Genomic DNA, 22,923 nt, shown 5'->3' with positions numbered 1-22,923 from the left:
AATGATGCGCCGCCTGGGCACTGTTGTCCAGGTTGGGCAGGTTTATTTGTGAATCAGCGTTAAACAAATGATCTTCTCAATACCAGTGCCCAGGATACCTCAGTTCCTTTTTCCAAAAAGGAACCCACTTAAAACGCGATCACTACTTAATTTCAGCATAAAACAAACCTGCTGAATTTAAATTTAAGTTCGAGGTATTTATGGCTAGTACAGCAAAAGACATACAAGCTTCTCTTGTGCATATTCCTTTTATACTAAAATCCTACATCCAAGAAAACATCAAACCGATATCCGCAAAATATTCATATCCAAATGAAAGAGGGATAAACCCAGCCTTTCAATCCCTTGCTGAAGTAAAGTCTCGATTACAACTAAACGAAAAACGGATTTTTGTACTTCGCAGCGATTTTATTATTGCGACCGGCGTTAAAAACGCTTACCAGGAATACCATTACCATGGTTTGGAGGATGTCATTGACCCTGCACTCCATCAATATATCGATTGGACCGACCGTTATGGACACCCGTCACTTACTCAACCCGATGGAAAATATAATGGCCAGGTCTATTACGCTGGTTTTGTTTGCCAACGACGAGATCACCTGGAAGTATTCCTGTCCTCAGGCCGGTTTAACCGGTCTGATAGGGTTGAAGAAGGTATCTTTCCTTTGTCAGAAGAGCAAACTCACATTATTGAATCTTACCTCGTTTTAAACTTCAGTAAGTCCTATGGGGAACAAGACGTCGTTTTTTATGATACGCAGCCTGGCAAACAAGACGATGAAGATTCTGCGTTGTTTTTTACCGATACTCCTTTCCCTGTCGTTAAGCAATACAGGCGGTATTCTCAAGAATCCCTTGCCAAAGCTGCGGCTTGTGCTGAGGCAGCGTTAAATTATGCCAAGGCACGAAAGTATATCCGTTTAAACATAGCCCCTGTTAAGCCTAAGTATTCTTATCCAGGAGAAGATAATATCAACCCAGCTTTCGAGAATATTGAGCAAGTCTCGTACCCATTACAGCACCTTGAAAAACGAATCTGGGTTTTAAGGTCAGACTTTCTTTTAGCTACAGGTGTCAAAAATGCGTATGAAAAAGAATATAATTATCGTGGAATCGCAGACACGTTCAGTGAAGCAAGTTTTAAATTTATTAATTGGGACGACCGCTACGGCCATCCTTCACTCACTATTCCTGAAGGTAATTATGATGGATCAGCTTTTTATGCGGGCTATCTTTGTCAGCGTAAAGGGTATTTGCAAGTTTATTTAGCCTCAGGACGATTTGATCGGAATGATTTGGATGAAAATCAAGTTGCTATCTTGGAGGCTTATATCGCAGCTCAATTTCAAACTGCATATGGTCAACAAGAGATTGTTTTTGATTATGCCAATCCCGATAACTCTTATTACCATACTACCTTTTTTGGTCATGGCATTTTTTCAAAAGATAATCCCCAGCGCCGTTATGATGCCGCAAAAATAAGGGAAATTTTGACAAACATCCCAGCAAAAGAATCAATTAAGGAAATCTCGCAAACATCGCACTGTAATATAATCTTGAGATAGTAAGCCTACTGGCTTACTATCTCAAGCAACTGCTTCGCGAATAATCCAAATCCGTTGGGCGGGTCCAAGTGAGTCAACGGATTGGGTCCATAACACCAATGGTTTGTCTCCTGTTCCAGAGGGCATTGATTGAGAGAATAGAACAACAGCAAAAGAATATTTTTTCCGCAATGCCTGTAATGTATTCAACACCCGGGCTGCATCAGCTTGATTATCTTTAAGTACAAGCTCGTTACCGCGATAAATAACTGCAACAGACTGTCCTTTGAGTGACTGCTTCACGACAGTTTCAAGGCGTCGCCATCTCGCCTGCCTACCGCGTTGTAGTTCTGCTTGAGTAGGGTTTTGCTGATACTTAATTCGATTATTTGATGAGAACACCCTAGATAAAATATTGTTGCCTGGTTTTTGCTGCAAAAAATAGGTGCATAACGAATCCACTAAAGAGCGGTAACGCCCTGAAATGGAAGGACTGGTGCCTGGACGATTGTTAATAAAAATAGCAAAAGCCAGGGTATGCGCATTGGCCGTGTACAAATAGCCGGAAAGACTAACGACACCAGTCATTGTTCCTGTTTTTGCACGCACCATATCTTGCTGATTAGGCTTTTTGAATCGCCGTTGCAGTGTGCCATCTCGTCCTGAAACAGGCAAAGCGGCAATATACTCATAGGTGAGAGGGAATCGCTCATATAAAAAGCGAAGTAAACTCGCTGTCTGGTTTGGTGTTAGTAAATCATGCCGAGATAAGCCCGAACCATCCGTTAACACCGCATTTCCGAGCTCAATGCCCGTTTGTTGTTGAATGAATTTTTTTACAATGAATTGCGCTTCACTCCAATCAACAGGGGAACCATTTAATTTCTCTGCGGCATGCAAAAACAGACTATCCGCATACAAATTATCAGATGGTTTTAATGTATCTGCCATCAACTGTGAGATAGGTTTTGAGTTCTCGCTTGCGATTAATAATGATCCAGATGGCGCTTTACCGAGCAAAACATCCCCCTCAAATGCAATGTTTGCTTCACTGAGTTGCCGTTTAATTAGCCCTTGGGCATAAGTAAGAGGATTCCGGATTGCCATCTTCTGCATAACTGCCCATTGACCAACCCCCACACAACCGCGCACAGTTAGGTGGTTATCCTTATCCATTGAGAAATCGACCCCGCAATGTGCTGAAGTTGCCTTGGTCTTCACTTGGTTATTGATAGCAATACTTCCACTCGCGTCATCGGTTTCTATTATCGCTGGTTCCCCTGGTTTATCGGCAGGATTAACAGTGACCATTAAGCGATTAGTATCAATCATTAAGGGAGCTGCAGGTGCCCCATAGCTGTAGACTAAATCTGTCGCCATCCATCCTGGCGGATAAGGATTTGCTACAGCATGACTACTGTCGATATAAACATTGCCTTGAATTCGATTAATGTGCCAAGCTTTTAATCCAGCTATCAGCGAAGCGAGACGGTCATGGCTAAAAGAAGGATCCCCCGACAAGTGCAAGTATAATGAACCTTTTAAAATGCCCTGTTGTAGTTGCGTCGCATTGGTACTCAACTGATTCCTAAACCGGTAATCAGGCCCTAAAACCATTAACGCTGCCGCATCCGAAAAGAGCTTCATGTTAGAGGCGGGAATGAATGTGCGCGACTGGTTACGGCTATAAAGCGTTGCCCCAGTAGTCAAATCAATCACCTCGATGCCGATATTCATTGTGGGGTCAATTTGATTAATCAATCGATCTGCGCCACTCTGAATACTGGCATAAGGAGATGCCGATAAAAAAGCACATAACAGTCCCGACAACATCCTTTTCATCAATTTAGATTCCTTGGTTGAAAAGTGTTAATAAAGAAATTCGGTCAATCTTTGCTGCATCAATTCATGACTTGCGCGAAAGGATAGGGAACCGAGCTTGGTTGCTTAATCATAACGCAACCCCATTCGCTCCAAAAGCCCTGCTAGGGTGTCATTATCAAAAAATTTTACTTGCAACCAACCCCCATCACCATTGTCATTCGTGATCTGTACGGGTGCGCCGATTTGCTCGGCAAGTCTTGTCTGTAGACGCTCGATATCTCGATCTTTCTTAGGATTAACATGAGTACACTCATTCGATTTAAGTTCCCTCACTTTTTTTTCGAGTTGCCTTACTGACCAATCGTGAACATCAATTTGCTCAGCTAATGAAATTTGCTGGGTCGAAGACAATCCAACGAGCATCCGTGCATGTCCAAGCGAAAGCTGACCGGCTCTAAGTCGGTGTTGCACTGGTTCACAGAGCGTGAGTAACCGCAAAATATTGGCAATGTGGCTGCGTGACTTGCCCACCAAACTTGCTACTTCCTCTTGTTGGAAATGAAATTCATCGAGCAAGCGTCGGTACCCATTGGCTTCCTCAATTAAATTCAAATCCTGCCGCTGGATATTTTCAATTAAAGTGACTGCTGCTGCTTGGCTATCGCTATAGTCGCCAATTAAGCAAGGCAATTCTGCTAATCCCGCAATCATCGCTGCACGCCATCGCCGCTCGCCCGCTATGATTTCGTAACGCTCTTTAGCCAGCTCTCTCACGACTAATGGTTCGATTAAACCTTGGGTTGCAATGGATTGCGCCAATTCTTGAAGGGCTTTCTCTTCGAAATTCATTCTTGGCTGGTATTGTCCACGCTGTAACCATTCGATTGGAATAAGTTTAAATTGTGTTTTCATAACAACAGAGGATACAAAAGAGTGGTTTATTTTTTCATAACCACTTCTTGCTAGGCAAATAAAACTTGCTGCCCGGGATAAAAATAACCAGCAGCATCAACGATTATGCTGCAGGTGCGACCGAATTTTGCACTTCGTATTGCTCCCTTTCCAAAGGCCTGGTTTCGCGAGCAAAAAGGCTGAACGCAGACTTACCAATTCCTTTAGCCATCTGACGCTGGACTTCCGCACCCAGCAAACGATTGTTTTCCATTAATGCTTTCGCTTCGGTTTTTATATAACTGTCATCAGACGCTAAAATTTTAACCAGGTATTGGGCTGCCTTCTGGATCCCTGATATTTTTCCACTTTCCGCATAATCTTGGCTTAAAGCCAACATAGCATTGGTAAGGCCTTGATCCGCAGAGGCTTTCATCCAAGTTAAATATAGATGAGAATTTTTAGGATAAAGTTGTGCCAGTTGATATTGCGCCATTTTATTACCGTCAACTGCCAATACTTTAACTTGTTTCATCAAAGCTAGCGCCTCAGCTTTAGCATAATAATTGTCAGGATTTGCAGTTACTGCTTTAGCTAAATGACCTAATTCATTAATTGAAAGGATAGATGACATCGTTTTACGGTTTAAAAATTTTATTAAGGTTAAACGATATCTGAATAAAATTAACTCAATATTAAGTGCCTAAGCGTTTACAAAATTTTTACACTTTATCGTAAAGCGACCAGCCTAGATGAAATAACATATGAGCAATAATGGCAGCCAATAGTCCGTACTGCCAGAACAACCAACCGAAAAGAAGAGCCTGCCCAAGGTTTAATAAAAGCACGGCATAGATAAAACGGCGCCTTGGCTGACAGCCTGCAGCTAAGTATGCAGGCAGTTGACCAAACGCAAAGAAGAGTCCGCTCAGAAAAATGGAGCCCCAAATTATCAGAGGGGTATTACGGCCGGAAAATAGAATAGAAAAAAATGCAATCACATTCATCAATCCCCAACGCGCAAGCACTTCCTCGACAACACCCCCATAAAGAATACACCCGTCAGGCCGCAATGCTGCACGAATTTTTTTCATAATTTCTAATGTTGCCTCATCAAGAATACTTCCAACCACGGCGTAATATAAGACAAAGAAAACGAGCAACCCGCCTAACGTGTAAAGTAAAACAGGGAGGATTAAGTTTTGAAGTACACCCAAGACGGGTTGCCCAAGCAATAAGGCATCTAGTACAGGCGCATTGAGCCCTGTACGCAATGACAAGACAGCACCTGCAAAACTCATTAAAAAAACCATTAGTAATGTTTGGGCGACAGCGAGGCGGCTGATCCGTGTCCTTAATTCTTCGCTGTTATCAGGCAATAACAAATAAATCAGGCGCGGAATGGCAATAAATGTCCCTGGAAGTGAAAGAAAAAATAATACAGTAATCAGTGGCCAATTGATTTGCATCAGTTCCTCTTAGGCAGTATCGCTATTAGCAAGTGCGGAAAGGCTATAATTTATGTAATACACTATAAAAAAATCCATCTCCGTTCGCTTCAGCAGGGAAAATTTGCCAACCATGGCCTGTCGACCGCCCCCAGGGCATATTTTCTGCCACGAATTGACAATCCGATGTACTGGCAACAAAACGCGCTATCTGCTGCTCATTTTCTTCTTTCATCACTGAACAAGTCGCATACACGAGTAAACCTTTTGGCGCCAATAAAGCCCATAGAGATTGCAATAAGCGGTATTGTAAATCAACTACCTTATTAATCTCTTCTTCGGTGCGCAATAATTTTATATCAGGATGACGCCTAATCACTCCCGTCGCCGAACAAGGCGCATCAAGAAGGATGCGATCAAATTGCTTACCATCCCACCAATTGTTTGGCTGCAGCGCATTACCCTGTAGTATGTTTGCTTTTAAACCTAAACGGGATAAATTTTCAGCAACTCGCCGTAAGCGTTTTTCGTCTACATCAAGGGCAACGCACTCAGCCAACCTTGGTTCAGTTTCTAAAATGTGGCAAGTCTTGCCTCCTGGGGCACAACAAGCGTCAAGCACGCGAAGTCCCGGTTGCAAATTCAAAAGGGATGCTGCGATTTGTGCTGATTCATCTTGCACTGAGACATCACCATCAGCAAACCCCGGTAAATCCTGAACATCGCAAGGTGTTTCCAAAGTTAACCCCACAGCAGAATAGGGTTGTAGCCTTGCCCTTATAGAGCATTGTGCTAAGCGTTCCGCGTATTGATCTCTTTGGGTACGCCGGGTATTTATACGCAAACCCATAGGCGGATGACTATCGTTTGCTTTTAATATATCTTGCCAATCCTGTGGCCAATCAGCTTGCAATCGCTGCATAAACCAATCAGGATGGCCATAAACAAAATCCTTATTTGCTTTTAAACGGGCCAAGATTGTCTGCTGATCCCGACAGAAAGTTCTTAAGACTGCATTGACCAAACCTTTGGCCCAGCTTTTTTTTAATTGCTCTAGTAAAGCCACTGTTTCTTTCACCACAGCATAATCTGGCTTTTGCATATAATGCAATTGGTATAAGCCCATGAGCAAGACAAGCCAAATCTCCAGCACCTTTGGGCGTTTATTTACCAGACAGTCTGCTAATGCTTGTAAGCGATAATACTGTCGACAAACACCAAAACAAATTTCTTTTGTCATGGGAGACAGGTCATTTCCGGCATTTAACAGGTGTGATAAAGGAATTTTCTCTTGCAACAGTTTTAGTAGGATGCGCAGTGCCTGTAAGCGCTCATTTTTTTTCATCGTAAAACCAAATTGACATGAAGCTGGGAACGACCAGCATTCAACCACTCGCCTACCGTCATTGCCTTGCCACCGGGAAATTGGATTACCTCGATCATTAATGCTTGCTCGGCTGTTGCCACTAGCATCCCTTTTTTATCGAGAGCAAGAATAGTTCCTGGTACCGCGTTATGGGAGATATTAACAGCATGTGCCCGATGAACACGCAACACTTCTTCGTTTACCTTGGTATGAGCAATAGGCCAAGGGTTAAAAGCTCGAATTTGTCGATCGATTTCCACCGAAGTCCTTTGCCAATCGATCGCTGCATCTTCTTTTTTGATTTTTGCAGCATAAGTTGCCAGGGTATTATCTTGTGGTTTTGGCTTTGCCACCCCAGCCGCCAGCGCATCTATTGTGCTTAATAAGGGGGTGATAGCCAAATGCGCCAGTTTATCATGGAGAGTCCCCGCTGTGTCATCCGGAGAAATTGGACAACTTACTTCCTCTAATTTATCCCCAGTATCCATCCCTGCATCCATTTGCATAATGGTTACCCCTGTCTCTTGGTCACCGTGCAATATTGCTTGCTGAATAGGTGAAGCCCCACGCCAGCGCGGAAGTAAAGAAGCATGGACATTGATGCAACCTAAGCGAGGCAAAGATAAAATTTTTTGCGGTAAAATAAGCCCGTAAGCAATGACAACCATGAGGTCGGGTTTAAGTGCAGCTAACTCATCGAAAGCCTCTTCATTTTTAAAATTTAGCGGTTGATAAACAGGGATTTGATGCGCTAAAGCCCAATTTTTAGCTGCCGAAGGTTGCAGCGTCATTCCCCGCCCTGCTGGCCTATCAGGCTGTGTATATACAGCTAATAATTGATGATGTGATGCGGCTAAAGCACCAAGGCACGGGAGTGTGAACTCCGGTGTGCCAGCAAAAACAATCCCTAATTTATTCATGGCTTACGTGCATGCAAACGTTTGAATTTGTCAAGCTTCCTACGCGCCATTGCTCGCTTTAGTGGCGAAAGCAAATCAACAAATAACTTGCCATTCAGGTGGTCAATTTCATGCTGGAAACATTCTCCTAAAACACCCTCACCACTCATTTCATATTCCTTGCCAAAGCGATCGAGCGCACGAATGGTTACTTTTTCTGCACGAACCACTTTGTCATAAGCACCGGGTACAGATAAACAACCTTCCTCGTATTCAACTTCACCTTCCTTGGCAATGATTTCTGGATTAATTAAAACTAATTGCTCTTTTTTATCGCCAGCAATATCAATCACTGATAAGCGTAGACTCACTCCGATTTGGGGTGCAGCAAGTCCTACCCCCCTTGCGTGGTACATCGTTTCAAACATGTCGTCAATTAATGTTTGCAAAGCATCATCAAAATGTTCGACCGGTTTTGCAATTTGCCTTAATCGCTCATCCGGCAAATAAAGAATTTTACGAATTGCCATAAATGTCTATTTCATTGCGAATAATGCGTGATATTATCGCTAATACCTCGCAAAGCTGCAAGACGGACACTCTTGCAAAAACGGATATTGATTTATGGATAACAAATATTATTTGCTCGCCCTTAACAGAATCCAACAAATCGGCCCAAGGACAATTCTAAAGCTGCTAACCTATTGGCCTAAGCTCGAAGAAATGTTTCGATTAACCTCCGAGCAATTGCAAACAGCCGGACTCACACCACAACTTGCCGAGTCAATTTGCCAGTTTGATTTTAGCGAAGTCGATGTAGATTTACGTTGGGAAGAAGAAACCAATCACCATTTATTGACTTGGGATGATCCTAATTACCCGTTGTTACTTAAAGAAATTCATGATCCGCCACCTGTTTTGTATTTACAAGGCAACGCTTCAAGCCTCCATCAAGCGTCAATTGCGATTGTCGGTAGTCGTAAACCATCAATAACTGGTGCAGAAACCGCTAAGCGTTTTTCTTTTGAATTAGCTTTAAGCCAACTAACGGTTATCAGCGGCCTCGCTTTAGGCATCGATGCCCAAGCTCATCAAGGATGCATAGAGGCTAATGGTCTAACCATCGCCATTTTAGGAACAGGAATCGACTGCGTTTACCCACGACAACATGGCCAACTCGCACAAAAAATTTGCGAGAAAGGTTTATTGGTGAGTGAATTTCCCTTAAAGGTAGGTCCCAAAGCTGGACATTTCCCTCGTAGAAATCGTATAATAAGCGGTTTGGCATTAGCTACGTTAGTGGTTGAAGCAACCATTCGGAGCGGCTCATTGATTACAGCGCGCCTCGCTTTGGAACAAAATCGCGACGTATTAGCCATACCAGGCTCTATTTACAACCCGCAAGCGCGCGGCTGTCATCATCTACTGCAACAAGGAGCAAAATTAGTTACATCAAGTCAAGAAGTAATTGAAGAGCTAGGACTGGATAACCTAGTTATAAAGCAAAGTAATACGACGCAATCCCTTGCCAGAGATAACAAAAACCTAGTAAAGTGCATTGGCTTTGAAATTACGACTGTTGATCAAATTGTTAGGCGAAGCAGTTTAAGTGTTGAAGAGGTAGCTTGTGGTCTAGCCACACTGGAAATACAGGGTATCATTAAAGCCGTACCCGGGGGTTATATGAGGTGTTCATATGAAAGATAGCTTGTTTGAGATGTTAATGAGTTTTTTTGAAAGAAGTTTATCTCAATTAAAAGAAAGCAACAACGCTAACAATGGCGAAGAGGAGCCTGAGCTTTTCGATGCCTCAACATTAGAAAAACGTACCGTAATAATAAAATCCCCACAACAAACCGCGATGCGTGTTTTTACCGATGATGAAAAACAGAAATTCACTAAAGCAAGTTATCAATTTTTAATCCGGCTAATGCTCTGGGATATTATCGCTCCAGAAACCTTAGAGCTTATTATAAATCAGCTGTTATTCTCAGAATCGCGATATGTTACTTTGCAAGAAACCAAGTGGACTATTCGTAATACGCTTGCAGAAAGTCTCGATGCAGCTCAGTTAGCTTTTCTTGATCTTGTGCTATATCAAAAAGAAGATAAATTGCCATTGCATTAATGGTCACAAAGAGAAAAGGTTAATTTCTTATGAGCAAACATTTGGTTGTCGTGGAATCACCCGCGAAAGCTAAAACGATACAAAAGTACTTAGGGGAAGATTACGATGTTCTCGCCTCTTACGGCCATGTACGCGATCTTCCTCCGCGCAAGGGTTCGGTTAACCCTGATAAGCAATTTGCAATGACTTATACTCCCATAGAGAAGAATGTTCGTCATATTGAATCCATTGCTAAGGCTTTAAAAAAATCTGATTCGCTTTTATTAGCCACCGACCCTGACCGCGAAGGTGAGGCCATTTCTTGGCATGTGTATGAGCTCATGAAAGAGCGCAATTTGCTCAAAGACAAGACAGTACACCGTATTTTTTTTAATGAAATCACCAAATCGGCAATTAAGGAAGCCCTGAACAACCCTCGTTCTATCTCGATGGATCTAGTCAACGCACAGCAAGCAAGACGTGCTTTGGATTACCTTGTCGGTTTTAATCTTTCACCTCTTTTATGGAAAAAAATTCGCAGAGGACTCTCAGCTGGCCGAGTGCAAAGCCCTGCATTACGACTTATTGTCGAACGCGAGGAAGAAATTGAGCGTTTTGTTGCTCAAGAGTACTGGCGAATCGTTGCTCAATGTGAGCATAACAATACTCCCTTTGAAGCCAGGTTGACTTATTTTGATCAAGAAAAATTGCAGCAATTTTCTGTCACTAAGTCAGAGCATGCCCACCACATCAGGGATAATTTGATCAAGCAAGCTCAAGGCATCTTACTAGTCAAAAATATTGAAAAGAAACAGCGCAAGCGTAAGCCCGCGGCTCCTTTTATCACCTCTACTTTACAACAAGAAGCAGCACGCAAATTGGGCTTCACTGCTCGTAAAACCATGATGGTCGCCCAGCAATTATATGAAGGGATCGACATTGGATCTGGTGCAGTGGGTTTAATCACCTATATGCGTACCGATTCAGTTAATTTAGCAAATGAAGCAATTGAGGAAATTCGTTCTTATATTCATCAGCGCTATGGGGAAGACAATTGCCCAAAAGCCCCTCGCATTTTTAAAACTAAATCAAAGAATGCACAAGAAGCCCATGAGGCAATTCGCCCCACTTCAATCAAACGTACGCCTGAAATAGTGCAACAAGCACTTACCACTGATCAATTCAAACTTTATAACCTCATTTGGAAACGTACTATTTCCTGCCAAATGGCTGATGCTGAGGTGGATACGGTTGCTATTGATTTAGCTTGCGGCGAAGGGAATTTATTTCGTGCAAATGGCTCAACCATTACCTTCCCGGGCTTCCTCACTGTCTACGAAGAAGGTCGCGATGATTCTCAAGATGAAGAAGGCTCAAGTTTATTACCCGCATTTAAAATAGGCGAAAAAGTGAGATTGCAAGACATTCTTGCAAGCCAACATTTTACAGAACCGCCACCACGTTATTCCGAAGCATCGCTCGTTAAGGCTTTGGAAGAGTACGATATTGGGCGGCCTTCCACCTATGCCACGATCATTCATACTTTACAACAACGTGAATACGTCATTGTGGATAAAAAACGCTTCATTCCAACCGATGTGGGACGAATCGTTAATCGTTTTCTCACCGGTCATTTCACGCGCTATGTTGATTATAAATTCACCGCTGAACTTGAAGATACTTTGGATGCTATCTCGCGAGGGGAAAGGGAATGGGTTCCCGTATTAGACGAGTTTTGGCAACCTTTTATCAAACAAATTCATGTCACTGATGAACAGGTTCAACGTAAAGATGTCACCACTGAAACGCTAGATGAACAATGTCCCAAATGCGGAAAACCTCTAGCAATCCGCTTAGGAAAGCGAGGTCGTTTTATTGGCTGCACAGGTTATCCAGAATGTGATTACACCCAAGATCTCAATAGCAACGAGGGTGAAAAAGCTGAACCCGAAATTGTTGAGGGGCGTACTTGCCCAGATTGCGGAGGTTCATTGCATATTAAGACCGGACGTTACGGGCGTTTTATCGGTTGTAGTAATTACCCACAATGCAAGCACATCGAGCCGATTGAAAAACCAACTGACACAGGCGTAGAATGTCCCAAATGCCATAGTGCTAAAATCCTCAAGCGTAAATCCCGTAAAGGGAAAATATTCTATTCTTGTGGCAATTATCCCAAATGCGACTATGCTTTATGGAATGAACCCATTGATAAGCCTTGCCCTCAATGTGCTTGGCCTATATTAACTGTAAAAGAAACTAAGCGATCTGGCCGACAAATTATTTGCCCAAATGAGAGTTGTAACTATACTTCAAAGGAAGAAGAGTAGATCCTGGAGATATCAGTTAGCCATTAAGCTAAATGATTCTCACCCATACTAGTCTCAGTCTGTTCATGAGGAGCAGTGAGCCATGGGATAGTTAAGGAACTTCAGGCTAATAAAAGGAAATTTTAGCAATGCATTTACTATTCGATTTTGATGGCACTTTAGTTGATAGTTTTTATTGTGTAGTTGACAAAATAAATCAATTAGCTGAAGTGTTTCATTTTAAAAAAATTGAAGAGCATGAAGTAGAATATATCCGCGAGATGTCCACCAAAGAACTTCTTAATTTTTTAAGGATTCCTTTTTATAAAACGCCAATACTGATTCGACAAATAAGAAAACTTTTGCATAATGAAATGCCTACAATAAATCCGGTTGCTGATATTCATCCCACTCTTGAAAAGCTTCATTATGCTGAATTTTGTCTTGGGATTTTAACATCCAATTCTATTGAAAATGTCATTACGTGGCTTGAGAGCCACGACATGCGCCATTTATTCAAATTTATTCATAATGAATCAAATTTTGTTTCTAAAAGATATTTGCTAAAAAGAACATTAAAAAAATACGATATTGACAAAAAAGAAGTATTTTACATTTGCGATGAAACTCGAGATATTGAAGCTGCTATGAAAAACAACATACAGTCAGTCGCTGTTACATGGGGCTATAACTCAGAAAAAATTCTTTCCCAATATCAACCCACCTTTCTTGCTCAAAAGCCTGAAGATCTATTAATGATATGCGGTTTATAACGGCTCATTTTCCTTCTGTAAAATCATTCCCAAAATAACGACCTTTTATTTTAAAAAGTATATGGTAAATACATCTTTTCTTAGTTGGAATACAAATAGAAATAATTTAATTTTACAAACGAAAAATTTCGTTTTTTTTCAATTGGTACACATTTGCACCCAAGAGTATTTTTTTATGTGCCTTCCTTAAATGATCAATAAAAACCTGCATCGACTCTTGGTTCAAGTATAGGACTCGATCCTCTCCTTCCAGATAGCAATTAAATGTGGAGTAGCCGTTATTAGGTATACCGATCTTTTTTAAGAAATTAACAATTAGGTTAAGATTTCCGTAGCATGAACAAATTACATTTGAATCATGCCGCCTCTCATCACTCCAAATTGCATAAAATTGATTAGTTACAAAGAGATCCACTAAAGTATCCGGATTTTCAAACTTATAAATAGTTTTATCATCGATGTTTAAATCAGCATCTTCAAAATTCTCGAAGACAAAAAATTTATGACCAAATAATTCAAATAGCGTCCTCTCAATTTGAATTTTTCTCATGATCTAACTCTCAAATTTTTAAATCATAACCAGTTTATAAAATCGGCATTGAAAATGAAAGAAATTAAATATGGTAAAATTGTAAATAAATATTACTTAAATTTTCTTAAATTTATTTAAGATATTTTTGTGAAAAACTGTTGAGCACTAAGATTTATTACAGCCAAATAAAATTTGATTTTTAAATAAATAAGGTAAATTTGCTTGTAAAAAATACTTATTATTAGAAAATAAAACAATGAATTTTAGCAAGCTTCCTACAAGAATTTTGGCTTCCTTTAAGATGGCGTGATAGTGAATCACCTTACTATTCGATTAATCTCATCTATCACTTTATGTGATGCAGGAGAATAGCAAGAGAACACTACTTATCTGCTCATATAAAACGATTTAATTTGCCTGATGACTTGAGCTAAGTCTTCTCGAGATACATCAAGATGCGTTACACATCGTACCTTCCCTGCCTTATTAGGTTGCTTAGCAAACAATATGCCTTGTTCGCGCAGATAGGTAGTGTTTAAATAACTGTGTCATCTCTTTTAACTTGTTATAATTTCAACACTTAAAAGAGGTGCCCATGAGTAAGAATAAAAAGATAGATTTATCCAATTTTGATTTCAATGATTTTAAGTCTGAAGCCTTAACGCAATTAAAGTCTGGCCAGTCCCTTACTGGTAAAGACGGTATCTTAACTCCTCTGATCAAAGAGCTTCTTGAAGCAGCCTTAGAAGGTGAAATGGAGGCTCACATTTCTGATTGTCATGATTCAGGCCTAACCAATCGTCGCAATGGCAAAACATCCAAGTTAATGAAATCTACAACTGGTATTTTTGAATTAGACACTCCACGGGACAGAGAAGGACTTTTTGAGCCTGAAATTGTTAAGAAGCGCCAAACAGTATTGAATGAGTCATTAGATAATAAAGTGCTGGCCTTATATGCCCTAGGTATGAGCTATGAAGCCATTAGTGAGCACCTGGCTGAAATGTATGGTCTAGACGTATCCTCAGCTAAAATAAGCCTCATCACGGATAAATTGTTGCCTATGATTACCGAATGGCGCAATAGGTCTTTAGAGTCTATATATCCTATTGCCTTTTTAGACGCGATGCATTTTAAAGTACGTGTTGAGGGCAAAGTCACAAGTAAGGCATTTTACACGGTCCTTGCCGTTACTCCTGAGGGCAAGAAAGATATTTTAGGGCTTTATTTGTCAGAAACTGAAGGCGCGCGGTTTTGGCTTGGTGTCTTAAATGACCTTAAAGCACGAGGGGTAGAAGATATTCTTATTGCGAGTATCGATGGACTTAAGGGTTTTCCCGAAGCTATTGCTGAAGTCTTTCCTAAAACAGAAATCCAACTATGTGTAGTTCACCAAATACGAAACTCCCTGAAGTATGTTGTTAGTAAAGACCAAAAGGCATTCATGGCTGATTTAAAGCTTGTGTATAAGGCCTCTAGCAAAGATTTAGCTGAGCATCATTTGCTTGAACTAGAGGAGAAATGGGGCAAGAAATACCCAGCAGTTATGAAGTCATGGAATAATAACTGGGAGGCTTTGTCTCAATACTTCAAATACCCCGAAGAGCTAAGACGTATCATTTACACCACGAACATCGTAGAGGGGTTCCATCGCCAAATTCGCAAGTACACCAAAAACAAAGGCGCTTTCACTAGTGAAAACGCACTGATAAAGCTTATTTATTGTGCCTGCCAAAAAGTACTGGAAAAATGGAGTCAGCCCATGCACAATTGGGCGCTTATCGCGTCTCAGCTTCATATTTATTTTGAAGACCGTATGAACCTGAGACTTAGATAATCAATGAGGTGACACAGTTAGATGAACACTCTCCGCAGATAAGCCCGTAACTCAAAATAATCTTTCTTAACTTGGATGAATAAGATATTAGTTTGTAAAGCGGTAAGATCGACTTCTATTTCATCAAGCTCAGCTAGCGCTTTGGCAAAAAAATCTGCGTTCTCATGATCTTCGCGCAACCGTTCAACATTATGTTGTAAAGCGTAAATCCCTGCAGCAGCTAAAATACCTGCTTGACGCATTCCACCACCAAGTACCTTGCGCCAACGCCTGGCTTTCTGAATGAGCTCCTCTGAACCACATAACACAGAGCCAATTGGAGCCCCCAATCCTTTGGATAAACAAATTGAAATCGAATCAAAGTGGCTGCTGATGTCTTTCAGGCCGACACCCAGTTTAACAGCCGCATTGAAAACCCTTGCTCCATCTACATGGCTATTAAGCTTATTCGCTCGACAAAAGTTTTGCATTTCTCTTAAGTAATTAAGCGGCAAAACCTTACCTGCCGTGGTATTTTCTAAGCAAAGCAATTTTGTTCTCGGATGATGGTTGTCGATCGCTTTAATGGCCATGGCGACCTTCTCCAGCGGCAAACTTCCATCTGGCGCAAAATCTAAGGGCTGAGGCTGGATGCTACCTAAAACTGCCGCGCCTCCGCCTTCCCACATGTAGGTATGCGCAGTTTGACCGACAATGTATTCGTCACCACGCTCACAATGTGCCATCAAAGCCATTAAATTGGATTGTGTGCCGGATGGTGCAAATACCGCGGCTTCTACTCCCGCTTTATCTGCGATCATTTTCTCTAGCTCGATAACAGTCAAATCTTCTCCATAAACATCATCACCAACTTCAGCGTTCATCATTACAGTGAGCATTTCTTTACTTGGTCTAGTTACCGTATCACTGCGTAAATCAATCCATTTCATAATCTATTCTCACTTCTCACATAGGGTCTGTTGACATTTCAACAGACCCTAGTATTTCCAAAAAAAGAGTAACAATCGGAATACAATTTATTCATTTCTGACAATTTTTTCTTTATGTCCACAATTACTTCCAGCGTTTGACAAGCCTCTTCCAGCCAATTTTGGCGCAGGCAGTAACTATACCAGAGAAGCCAACTATGAAAGCTGAGGCGCCATAATTTGGCGTCTACTTTTGGCAGTTTTCTAGCAAATTCCCCATAACCCATTAGGGTAGCAATAAAATTTTTCTCCTGAAAATCGCAATGTGCTAGCCCTGCACAATTTTCTGCTAGCCCTATTAATTCAATAGTCGGATGAATAAGTCCGGTGCTCTCCCAATCAAGCAAATGGGGCTTTTCTTTGCTACGCCAAATGATGTTTCCAGTATGGATATCGCGATGGCTGAGTACCCATTGATCCGCTTGATAACATGAATTTCCATTGCATTCTTGAGTTAACTCTTTTAACCATTCTGGAAGATCACATTTATCGTATAAAGTAACTGGTGGAAATGGTTTGCCATTGTCAGTAGGTAATTTGAGACAGTGTAATCGAGCTAAAACACCGCCTAATATAAACGCTTGTTGCTCAGTAAACGACGTTAAGAGTTGCCCTTCACAATAAGGAATAATAATCGCTCTTTTGTTTCGCACAGAAAATACTGATTTATCACCTTCTCGATAAGCAGCAAAGGTAATTCCAATTCGCTTAGCAACTGTTGCTGCTATCGATTCGGTGAATTGAAGTGTAGAATCCTCTATCTCCCCTAGCCAAGTTTGTGTGAAAAATTGTTTACATACCCATTTACTGTGGTTAGCGAGTTCAACTAATTCAAGCTGATGTTGGCTACCTTCGCCAAGAGAAGATACTGACAGGATTTCTTGCTTAAGAAATTTTTTAGACCAATGTTGGTTAAATCTCTCACGAATTTCTACGGCTGTCGGAATATGTCCCTGCGAAATGCTGCTGAAATCTTCATCTAGCCGTTTATTCTCTTCTGTTGTGCGCCTTGGTTCTTCATGCGCTTTCATCCTAGAAAATTTTGTAAATAGTTTACTATTCATGCATTAACTGTTCGATATAGCGTCTGCAAGTCAGTGGCTTGTCAAGGAAACCAATCATATGGCGAGTTCCGCCTGTCCCAGTTATCACTAGAGTACCGTAGCGTAAAATGCTACCTAAGACGGATTGCCTAATATCAATGGTTTCTATTTTCGATAGAGGAATGTCAATGGTATTTCTAACAAGCATCCCGGTGCGCAAAATAACCTGTTTTTTCTTAATTGTCAGCGAAGAAAAATGGTAATTAACCCATGTCAAACCACCCCAAACTAAAGCGAATAATAAAAACAAGAGCGCAACCTCTTTTAGTTGATGTATTTTTATGCCAACTAACATTGCAACACAGGCAAGTACAACTGGCCCTAAAAACAGAATCCAATGAAGTTTTGCTGTATATACCACATTGTTATCTGTCATAATTATCCTCTTGTTTAAAAGCCACTTCATTTTGGTTATGATATTGCAGATATCGGAAATTTGCTATGCTATGTTTTTTAAGCTTACAAATCGCTTACCATGATTCGTTCTATTAATCGCTGTCTTAATGATCAACTTCTCGGAATTTGTCAGCGTGTGATACAGCTAGACGAATTAAACCATAAAGTGAAGGCTATTCTCGACCAGCCTTTGCGCGATAACTGCCAAGTGGGTTCATTTAATAAAGGTTGCCTGCTTCTCGCGACATCAAATACTTGGGCTACGGAACTCCGCTACTGCCTTCCTGATTTGCGGGATAAGTTAAGAAAAGCAGGTTTGCCCCAACTGACTACCATTAAAATTGCCGTTATCGAAGATAATCAGAACATCACTTATAAAAAACAAAACAAGACCCTGCTTTCTCCTTCTGCTAGAGAGAGCATCCAAACTACCAGCGAAATTTGCTCTTATCCACCGCTCAAAGCAGCGCTTCGTCGTTTAGCAGAGGAAGGTTAGTACACACGAGCAGATACTGTCTTTAAAGCAAACAAAACAGCCTTTAAATGTTTGTTGCTTTTTAAGACAGTTTCTATAGGGAGCGTTATTCTTTACAAGAATGGATTAGGGCTAAGCCTCAGCAGGAAGAAGCTCGGTCGCGAGCGTAGGTTGATAAGTCTCAGCATCAAAATAAGTATATTCCCAGGCATCTTCGCGAACCATTAATGCGCGTAATAATCGATTATTGAGTTCATGACCTGATTTATATCCTTCGAAGGCGCCGATTAGCCCGCAACCCAAGAGATAAATATCACCAATTGCATCGAGTACTTTGTGAGTGACGAATTCACTCTCAAAGCGCAAACCATCTTCGTTCAGCACACGATAATTATCGACTACTATAGCATTATCTAGACTACCTCCTTTGGCGAGATCACATTCGCGCAATTTTTCGTAATCAGATAAGAAGCCAAACGTTCGAGCACGACAAACTTCTTTCACGTAGGAAGTCGTAGAAAAATCAAAGGTAGCCGTCTGAGGTTTATCGTTAAAGACTGGGTGATCGAAATCGATTGTAAATGAAACCCTGCAGCCATTGTAGGGTAGAAACTGCACGTATTTCTCGTTATCTTCAATACGAATAGGTTTTAAGATACGAAGGAATCGTTTCGCAGCACTTTGCTCTCGTATTCCTGCTGATTGAATAAGAAATACAAAAGGGGCAGCACTCCCATCCATAATCGGAAGCTCAGGACCATTAACATCGACATAGGCGTTATCAATTCCGAGTCCTGCAAACGCAGAAAGCAAATGCTCAACAGTAGCTACTTTCACACCATCCCGCTGAAGGGAAGTGCAAAGCATCGTATCGCCAACCTGATCATATAGAGCGGGAATCTCAACCACTGGGTTTAAATCAGTACGTCTAAAAACGATACCTGTATTAATGGGAGCAGGATGTAAAGTAAGAAGAACCTTTTCTCCAGAGTGCAACCCTACCCCTGTTGCTTGAATGACTTTCTTAGGAGTTCTTTGTTTTATCATTCAGTGATCACCTTTTCAGATATCCCATATTTTGAGCGCAATAAACCGCCGAATCATAACAGCAATTTATTGATCTGTCTAATTTTTTCATGCTGCTTAAGAACAGATTTTATACCGTTCTATAAGTTACTCTACTTGTTCTTCTTGTCGCCGCAAGAAAGCTGGGATATCCAGATAATCAACATCAGGAACTGAAAATTCATTTGTTGATTTTACTGGTGCAGCAGCTTGTTTACGCATCACAGCCGGTCTATCAAGCTGCTGATAATCAAGAGAACCATCGCTGCGTGTTGAATCCACTAGGCGAGCTTTAGCTATTCCCGCTTGCTGTTGACCACGGGCACGTGTGTCACCTAAACCGGTAACAATAACAGTAACCCGCATTTCATCAGTCATCTCTGGATCAATAACTGTACCAACAACGACAGTTGCATCATCAGAAATAAACTCTTTTACCACATCACCAACTTCTTCAAATTCACCAATTGACATATCCATGCCTGCAGTAATATTGACTAAAATACCGCGGGCACCAGAAAAATTGACATCTTCTAATAAAGGCGAAGCAATTGCAGCCTCTGCGGCTTGGCGCGCCCTCTGTTCACCAGTGGCACTCCCTGTTCCCATCATGGCCATACCCATTTCGGACATCACTGTACGAACGTCGGCAAAGTCCACATTAATTAAACCAGGACGTGTTATCAGGTCAGCAATCCCTTTCACCGCACCTAAGAGGACATTATTTGCTGCTTTAAACGCATTAATCAAACTTATATTTTTTCCTAGCACACTCAGCAACTTATTATTAGGAATGGTAATCAGGGAGTCCACATGTTCTGCCAAACGACGAATTCCTTCCTCTGCAGCCAAAGCGCGTTGCCGGCCTTCAAATGAGAAGGGTTTAGTGACCACAGCTACAGTAAGAATACCTAGTTCTTTTGCAACTTCTGCAAAGACAGGAGCTGCTCCTGTACCAGTACCCCCCCCCATACCTGCAGTGATAAACACCATATCTGCGCCAACCAGGACATCCCTTATTCTTTCTCGATCTTCTTCTGCGGCTTCACGGCCAATTTTAGGATTTGCCCCAGCACCTAAACCTTTTGTTAATTCTTCCCCGAGTTGAATGTGGATTTTCGCATTCGAATTTTTCAGTGCTTGAGCGTCTGTATTGGCGCAAATAAATTCGACAAAGTCGATTTTTTCCGCCACCATATGTTCAACAGCATTTCCACCGCCGCCACCAACACCAACGACCTTAATCACGGCATTGTCTTGCTGGCTTTCCGTTAATTCAAACATTTAGACCTCTCCCCACTAAAATTCTGCGATTAGGATAAACCCTTTACGAATAGTTTTTAAGTTCTATACTAGTGCTTTTTTGGTTAAAACTCATCCCGTAAAAGGTATACAACTAAAAATTACCGTGAAACCATTCTTTCATACGCTTCCACATCCCTTTGCCGCTATCGCTCAAGCTTGGGACATTATAACCACCTTCATACTGTTGTTGAAAGCCATGTAGCAATAAACCTACTCCAGTAGCTAATGAAGGGTTCGCTGTTGCTTCGACTAACCCCGAAACATGGTGTGCACAACCATGGCGTACAGGCATTTCAAAACACAGCTCGGCTAATTCGATAGCACCTTTGATGCATGAACCACCCCCCGTCATGACCATCCCCGCGGCAACCCTTTGCTCAAATCCACTGCGTCTTAATTCGTTGCGTACTAAAGAAAATAACTCCTCATAACGCGCGGAAACGACTTCAGAAAGCACTTTCGCCGAAATTTTGCGTCCGGGTCTTTCGCTGACACTTAAAACCTCAAGCATGTCATTTGAGCTGGCCAATTCTGGCATAGCAAAAGCATGGCTAATTTTTATAGCCTCTGCTGCATTGGTCGGGGTGCGAAGCGCCATAGCAATGTCGTTAGTCACTTGATCCCCGGCGATGGGAATTATTGCTGTATGTTGAATAGCCCCCTCAGAGAAAACAGCAATATCCGTGGTTCCACCACCGATATCAATTAAACAAACGCCGAGTTCTTTTTCATCTTCCGTAAGCACCGCATGGCTTGAAGCGAGAGGCTCAAGGATAATATCACTGACCTCCAAACCACAGCGGCGGATGCATTTAGCGATATTCTGTGCAGCACTTACTGCAGCAGTCACGATATGAACTCGTGCCTCCAGTCGAACGCCAGCCATACCAACAGGCTCTCGAATACTACCCTGATTATCGATAATAAATTCTTGGGGTAAAATATGGAGGATTTTTTGGTCTGCTGGAATTGCCACTGCTTTTGCTGCATCGATGACACGCTCGACATCCCCCTGGGAGACTTCAAGGTCACGAATTGCTACTATGCCGTGCGAATTCAAACTGCGTATATGACTGCCAGCGATGCCGGTATAAACTGTTCGCACCTCGCACCCGGCTTTGAGCTCAGCCTCTTGAACCGCTCGCTGAATTGTATTGACGGTTGCTTCAATATCGACAACCACACCACGTTTTAATCCTCGAGAAGGGTGACTTCCTATACCAATGACCTCAATTGCTCCATCTGCAGTCACTTCACCAATAAGCGCTACTACCTTAGAAGTACCTATATCTAAACCGGTGATGATATTTTTTTCTGATTTTTTTGCCATTATCTTCCCGTTCAGTAACTTTTTATCAAGCGTTACCTTGTTTATTTTTCCATTGTACCGCCATACCTCGCGGATACCGTAAATCAACACTTGCTAATTGATCGGCTCGCTCCGCAAACACGGCAGGATATGCCTTGCAAAACCGTGTTATTCGTATATCCAAATCTCGTTTCCCTAAGCGTAACTGCAAACCATTTGCTAAAGTAAGCTCCCAAGCATGATTATCACGCCACTCTAATGCAGCCGCATGCAAACCATAGATTGATAATATCTTACTCATTTTTTTAAAAACTTGTAAGACTTCTTTCTGTTGATTAGTAGGACCACTTAAATGAGGAAGTGAAGAATCGGTTAATGCACCGCCTTCGTTAAAAATTTCCCCTTCCTCAGTCATCATTGCCTTATTCCAAGTTGCGATAGGAATTTTCTCAACTAGGGTAATTTTTAGAGTATCTGGCCATACACGCTCAATCTGCACCTTATTGGTCCATTCTAAAGCAGCTAAATCCGCATACAATCGATGAACAGATAAGGTAAAAAAACTTGAGCTTAAGTAGTTCGACAAAATCGATTCAAGCTGTTTATGGGTAATATGCTGATAGCTTGCTACAATTTTAACGGTGTTAATTGGGAATCGGTGAGGATCAGCCACATACAAATAGAGAAGCCTTGCGGCCAAAACAAATGCCGCAGCAACTAATACCATTAAAAAACTTGCATAACGTAGGCGCCCAGTCTCAGCATCCAT

Annotated in this window: 22 protein-coding genes; 7 read left to right on the top strand and 15 right to left on the bottom strand. The window is 41.6% G+C overall.

Going from position 1 to position 22,923, the window contains the following annotated elements; genetic code table 11:
* Window positions 1-200 precede the first annotated feature (200 nt).
* A complete protein-coding gene (locus tag LMI_RS01630; RefSeq protein WP_045098254.1) occupies window positions 201-1,568 on the top strand; it encodes a hypothetical protein in 1,368 nt (455 codons plus the stop codon).
* A gap of 21 nt (window positions 1,569-1,589) precedes the next feature.
* Here LMI_RS01630 and dacB read toward each other — a convergent pair whose 3' ends face one another.
* The 7 genes from dacB to def form a co-directional block, all read right to left on the bottom strand.
* Window positions 1,590-3,389: a D-alanyl-D-alanine carboxypeptidase/D-alanyl-D-alanine endopeptidase gene (gene dacB, locus LMI_RS01625; RefSeq protein WP_045098253.1), complete on the bottom strand. Its 1,800-nt coding sequence runs from the start codon at window positions 3,387-3,389 to the stop codon at window positions 1,590-1,592.
* A gap of 105 nt (window positions 3,390-3,494) precedes the next feature.
* Window positions 3,495-4,283 (bottom strand): ParB/RepB/Spo0J family partition protein, encoded by a 789-nt coding sequence (locus tag LMI_RS01620; RefSeq protein ID WP_045098252.1) that lies wholly within the window; start codon window positions 4,281-4,283, stop codon window positions 3,495-3,497.
* Between the two features lie 103 nt (window positions 4,284-4,386).
* Window positions 4,387-4,896 carry a hypothetical protein gene (locus LMI_RS01615; protein WP_045098251.1) on the bottom strand — a complete coding sequence of 170 codons (510 nt, stop codon included), beginning with the start codon at window positions 4,894-4,896 and terminating at the stop codon, window positions 4,387-4,389.
* Between the two features lie 88 nt (window positions 4,897-4,984).
* Entirely contained in the window at window positions 4,985-5,731 is a 747-nt protein-coding gene (locus LMI_RS01610) for a CPBP family glutamic-type intramembrane protease (RefSeq protein WP_045098250.1), read from the bottom strand.
* Between the two features lie 43 nt (window positions 5,732-5,774).
* A complete protein-coding gene (rsmB, locus tag LMI_RS01605; protein WP_045098249.1) occupies window positions 5,775-7,055 on the bottom strand; it encodes a 16S rRNA (cytosine(967)-C(5))-methyltransferase RsmB in 1,281 nt (426 codons plus the stop codon).
* The gene (gene fmt / locus LMI_RS01600; RefSeq protein WP_045098248.1) at window positions 7,052-7,996 is read right to left on the bottom strand and encodes a methionyl-tRNA formyltransferase; all 945 of its coding nucleotides are present in this window, start codon (window positions 7,994-7,996) and stop codon (window positions 7,052-7,054) included. Before fmt ends, rsmB begins: the two co-directional genes overlap by 4 nt.
* The gene (gene def, locus LMI_RS01595; protein WP_045098247.1) at window positions 7,993-8,505 is read right to left on the bottom strand and encodes a peptide deformylase; all 513 of its coding nucleotides are present in this window, start codon (window positions 8,503-8,505) and stop codon (window positions 7,993-7,995) included. The genes fmt and def overlap by 4 nt, the downstream gene beginning before the upstream one ends.
* 94 nt (window positions 8,506-8,599) lie before the next feature.
* On the opposite strand from def, the gene dprA reads away from it, so the two are divergent.
* The 4 genes from dprA (at window position 8,600) to LMI_RS01575 (ending at window position 13,164) form a co-directional block, all read left to right on the top strand.
* Window positions 8,600-9,682 carry a DNA-processing protein DprA gene (gene dprA / locus LMI_RS01590; protein WP_045098246.1) on the top strand — a complete coding sequence of 361 codons (1,083 nt, stop codon included), beginning with the start codon at window positions 8,600-8,602 and terminating at the stop codon, window positions 9,680-9,682.
* Window positions 9,672-10,103: a DUF494 family protein gene (locus tag LMI_RS01585; RefSeq protein ID WP_045098245.1), complete on the top strand. Its 432-nt coding sequence runs from the start codon at window positions 9,672-9,674 to the stop codon at window positions 10,101-10,103. Before dprA ends, LMI_RS01585 begins: the two co-directional genes overlap by 11 nt.
* A 29-nt stretch (window positions 10,104-10,132) precedes the next feature.
* On the top strand, window positions 10,133-12,412 hold the full coding sequence (gene topA / locus LMI_RS01580; RefSeq protein WP_045098244.1) for a type I DNA topoisomerase: 2,280 nt from the start codon (window positions 10,133-10,135) through the stop codon (window positions 12,410-12,412).
* A gap of 128 nt (window positions 12,413-12,540) precedes the next feature.
* A complete protein-coding gene (locus LMI_RS01575) occupies window positions 12,541-13,164 on the top strand; it encodes an HAD hydrolase-like protein (protein WP_045098243.1) in 624 nt (207 codons plus the stop codon).
* A 112-nt stretch (window positions 13,165-13,276) separates the two neighbouring features.
* Here the strand turns inward: LMI_RS01575 and LMI_RS01570 are convergent, their stop codons facing one another.
* Complete coding sequence (locus LMI_RS01570; RefSeq protein WP_045098242.1) at window positions 13,277-13,714, bottom strand: hypothetical protein; 438 nt, start codon at window positions 13,712-13,714, stop codon at window positions 13,277-13,279.
* 577 nt (window positions 13,715-14,291) lie between these two features.
* On the opposite strand from LMI_RS01570, the gene LMI_RS01565 reads away from it, so the two are divergent.
* Entirely contained in the window at window positions 14,292-15,533 is a 1,242-nt protein-coding gene (locus LMI_RS01565) for an IS256 family transposase (RefSeq protein WP_045098241.1), read from the top strand.
* Window positions 15,534-15,550: 17 nt separating this feature from the next.
* On the opposite strand, the gene ltaE is transcribed toward LMI_RS01565, so the two are convergent.
* From ltaE to LMI_RS01550, 3 genes are read right to left on the bottom strand one after another with little or no spacing between them, the layout of a single operon-like run.
* Window positions 15,551-16,462, bottom strand: coding sequence for a low-specificity L-threonine aldolase (gene ltaE / locus LMI_RS01560; protein WP_045098240.1), 912 nt, complete (start codon window positions 16,460-16,462; stop codon window positions 15,551-15,553).
* 38 nt (window positions 16,463-16,500) lie between these two features.
* Entirely contained in the window at window positions 16,501-17,565 is a 1,065-nt protein-coding gene (locus LMI_RS01555) for a phosphotransferase (protein ID WP_082050684.1), read from the bottom strand.
* Window positions 17,558-17,980, bottom strand: coding sequence for a PH domain-containing protein (locus tag LMI_RS01550; RefSeq protein ID WP_045098238.1), 423 nt, complete (start codon window positions 17,978-17,980; stop codon window positions 17,558-17,560). Before LMI_RS01550 ends, LMI_RS01555 begins: the two co-directional genes overlap by 8 nt.
* A 99-nt stretch (window positions 17,981-18,079) precedes the next feature.
* Between LMI_RS01550 and LMI_RS01545 the strand changes: the two genes are divergently transcribed.
* Window positions 18,080-18,496: a DciA family protein gene (locus tag LMI_RS01545; protein WP_349267098.1), complete on the top strand. Its 417-nt coding sequence runs from the start codon at window positions 18,080-18,082 to the stop codon at window positions 18,494-18,496.
* A 111-nt stretch (window positions 18,497-18,607) separates the two neighbouring features.
* Here LMI_RS01545 and lpxC read toward each other — a convergent pair whose 3' ends face one another.
* The 4 genes from lpxC to LMI_RS01525 form a co-directional block, all read right to left on the bottom strand.
* A complete protein-coding gene (gene lpxC, locus LMI_RS01540) occupies window positions 18,608-19,522 on the bottom strand; it encodes a UDP-3-O-acyl-N-acetylglucosamine deacetylase (protein WP_045098237.1) in 915 nt (304 codons plus the stop codon).
* 126 nt (window positions 19,523-19,648) lie between these two features.
* Window positions 19,649-20,824 (bottom strand): cell division protein FtsZ, encoded by a 1,176-nt coding sequence (gene ftsZ / locus LMI_RS01535; RefSeq protein WP_045098236.1) that lies wholly within the window; start codon window positions 20,822-20,824, stop codon window positions 19,649-19,651.
* 112 nt (window positions 20,825-20,936) lie between these two features.
* On the bottom strand, window positions 20,937-22,175 hold the full coding sequence (ftsA, locus tag LMI_RS01530) for a cell division protein FtsA (protein ID WP_045098235.1): 1,239 nt from the start codon (window positions 22,173-22,175) through the stop codon (window positions 20,937-20,939).
* A 25-nt stretch (window positions 22,176-22,200) separates the two neighbouring features.
* The gene (locus LMI_RS01525; RefSeq protein WP_045098234.1) at window positions 22,201-22,923 is read right to left on the bottom strand and encodes a cell division protein FtsQ/DivIB; all 723 of its coding nucleotides are present in this window, start codon (window positions 22,921-22,923) and stop codon (window positions 22,201-22,203) included.

The sequence above is a fragment of the Legionella micdadei genome (genome assembly GCF_000953635.1).
Lineage (GTDB): Bacteria > Pseudomonadota > Gammaproteobacteria > Legionellales > Legionellaceae > Tatlockia > Tatlockia micdadei.
Note: the sequence above shows the minus strand (reverse complement) of the source record. Positions and strands in the feature narration are given on the sequence as shown.

Excerpts from the sequence above, each read along its gene's own strand:
- LMI_RS01575 (WP_045098243.1), top strand. The coding sequence starts at position 12,541 with ATGCATTTACTATTCGATTTTGATGGCACTTTAGTTGATAGTTTTTAT.
- LMI_RS01630 (WP_045098254.1), top strand. The coding sequence starts at position 201 with ATGGCTAGTACAGCAAAAGACATACAAGCTTCTCTTGTGCATATTCCT.
- lpxC (WP_045098237.1), bottom strand. The coding sequence starts at position 19,522 with ATGATAAAACAAAGAACTCCTAAGAAAGTCATTCAAGCAACAGGGGTA.
- LMI_RS01615 (WP_045098251.1), bottom strand. The coding sequence starts at position 4,896 with ATGTCATCTATCCTTTCAATTAATGAATTAGGTCATTTAGCTAAAGCA.
- dprA (WP_045098246.1), top strand. The coding sequence starts at position 8,600 with ATGGATAACAAATATTATTTGCTCGCCCTTAACAGAATCCAACAAATC.
- LMI_RS01525 (WP_045098234.1), bottom strand. The coding sequence starts at position 22,923 with ATGGATGCTGAGACTGGGCGCCTACGTTATGCAAGTTTTTTAATGGTA.
- LMI_RS01620 (WP_045098252.1), bottom strand. The coding sequence starts at position 4,283 with ATGAAAACACAATTTAAACTTATTCCAATCGAATGGTTACAGCGTGGA.
- LMI_RS01550 (WP_045098238.1), bottom strand. The coding sequence starts at position 17,980 with ATGACAGATAACAATGTGGTATATACAGCAAAACTTCATTGGATTCTG.
- def (WP_045098247.1), bottom strand. The coding sequence starts at position 8,505 with ATGGCAATTCGTAAAATTCTTTATTTGCCGGATGAGCGATTAAGGCAA.
- ltaE (WP_045098240.1), bottom strand. The coding sequence starts at position 16,462 with ATGAAATGGATTGATTTACGCAGTGATACGGTAACTAGACCAAGTAAA.
- rsmB (WP_045098249.1), bottom strand. The coding sequence starts at position 7,055 with ATGAAAAAAAATGAGCGCTTACAGGCACTGCGCATCCTACTAAAACTG.
- LMI_RS01610 (WP_045098250.1), bottom strand. The coding sequence starts at position 5,731 with ATGCAAATCAATTGGCCACTGATTACTGTATTATTTTTTCTTTCACTT.
- ftsZ (WP_045098236.1), bottom strand. The coding sequence starts at position 20,824 with ATGTTTGAATTAACGGAAAGCCAGCAAGACAATGCCGTGATTAAGGTC.
- LMI_RS01585 (WP_045098245.1), top strand. The coding sequence starts at position 9,672 with ATGAAAGATAGCTTGTTTGAGATGTTAATGAGTTTTTTTGAAAGAAGT.
- LMI_RS01555 (WP_082050684.1), bottom strand. The coding sequence starts at position 17,565 with ATGAATAGTAAACTATTTACAAAATTTTCTAGGATGAAAGCGCATGAA.
- fmt (WP_045098248.1), bottom strand. The coding sequence starts at position 7,996 with ATGAATAAATTAGGGATTGTTTTTGCTGGCACACCGGAGTTCACACTC.
- LMI_RS01570 (WP_045098242.1), bottom strand. The coding sequence starts at position 13,714 with ATGAGAAAAATTCAAATTGAGAGGACGCTATTTGAATTATTTGGTCAT.
- LMI_RS01545 (WP_349267098.1), top strand. The coding sequence starts at position 18,080 with ATGATTCGTTCTATTAATCGCTGTCTTAATGATCAACTTCTCGGAATT.
- ftsA (WP_045098235.1), bottom strand. The coding sequence starts at position 22,175 with ATGGCAAAAAAATCAGAAAAAAATATCATCACCGGTTTAGATATAGGT.
- topA (WP_045098244.1), top strand. The coding sequence starts at position 10,133 with ATGAGCAAACATTTGGTTGTCGTGGAATCACCCGCGAAAGCTAAAACG.
- dacB (WP_045098253.1), bottom strand. The coding sequence starts at position 3,389 with ATGAAAAGGATGTTGTCGGGACTGTTATGTGCTTTTTTATCGGCATCT.
- LMI_RS01565 (WP_045098241.1), top strand. The coding sequence starts at position 14,292 with ATGAGTAAGAATAAAAAGATAGATTTATCCAATTTTGATTTCAATGAT.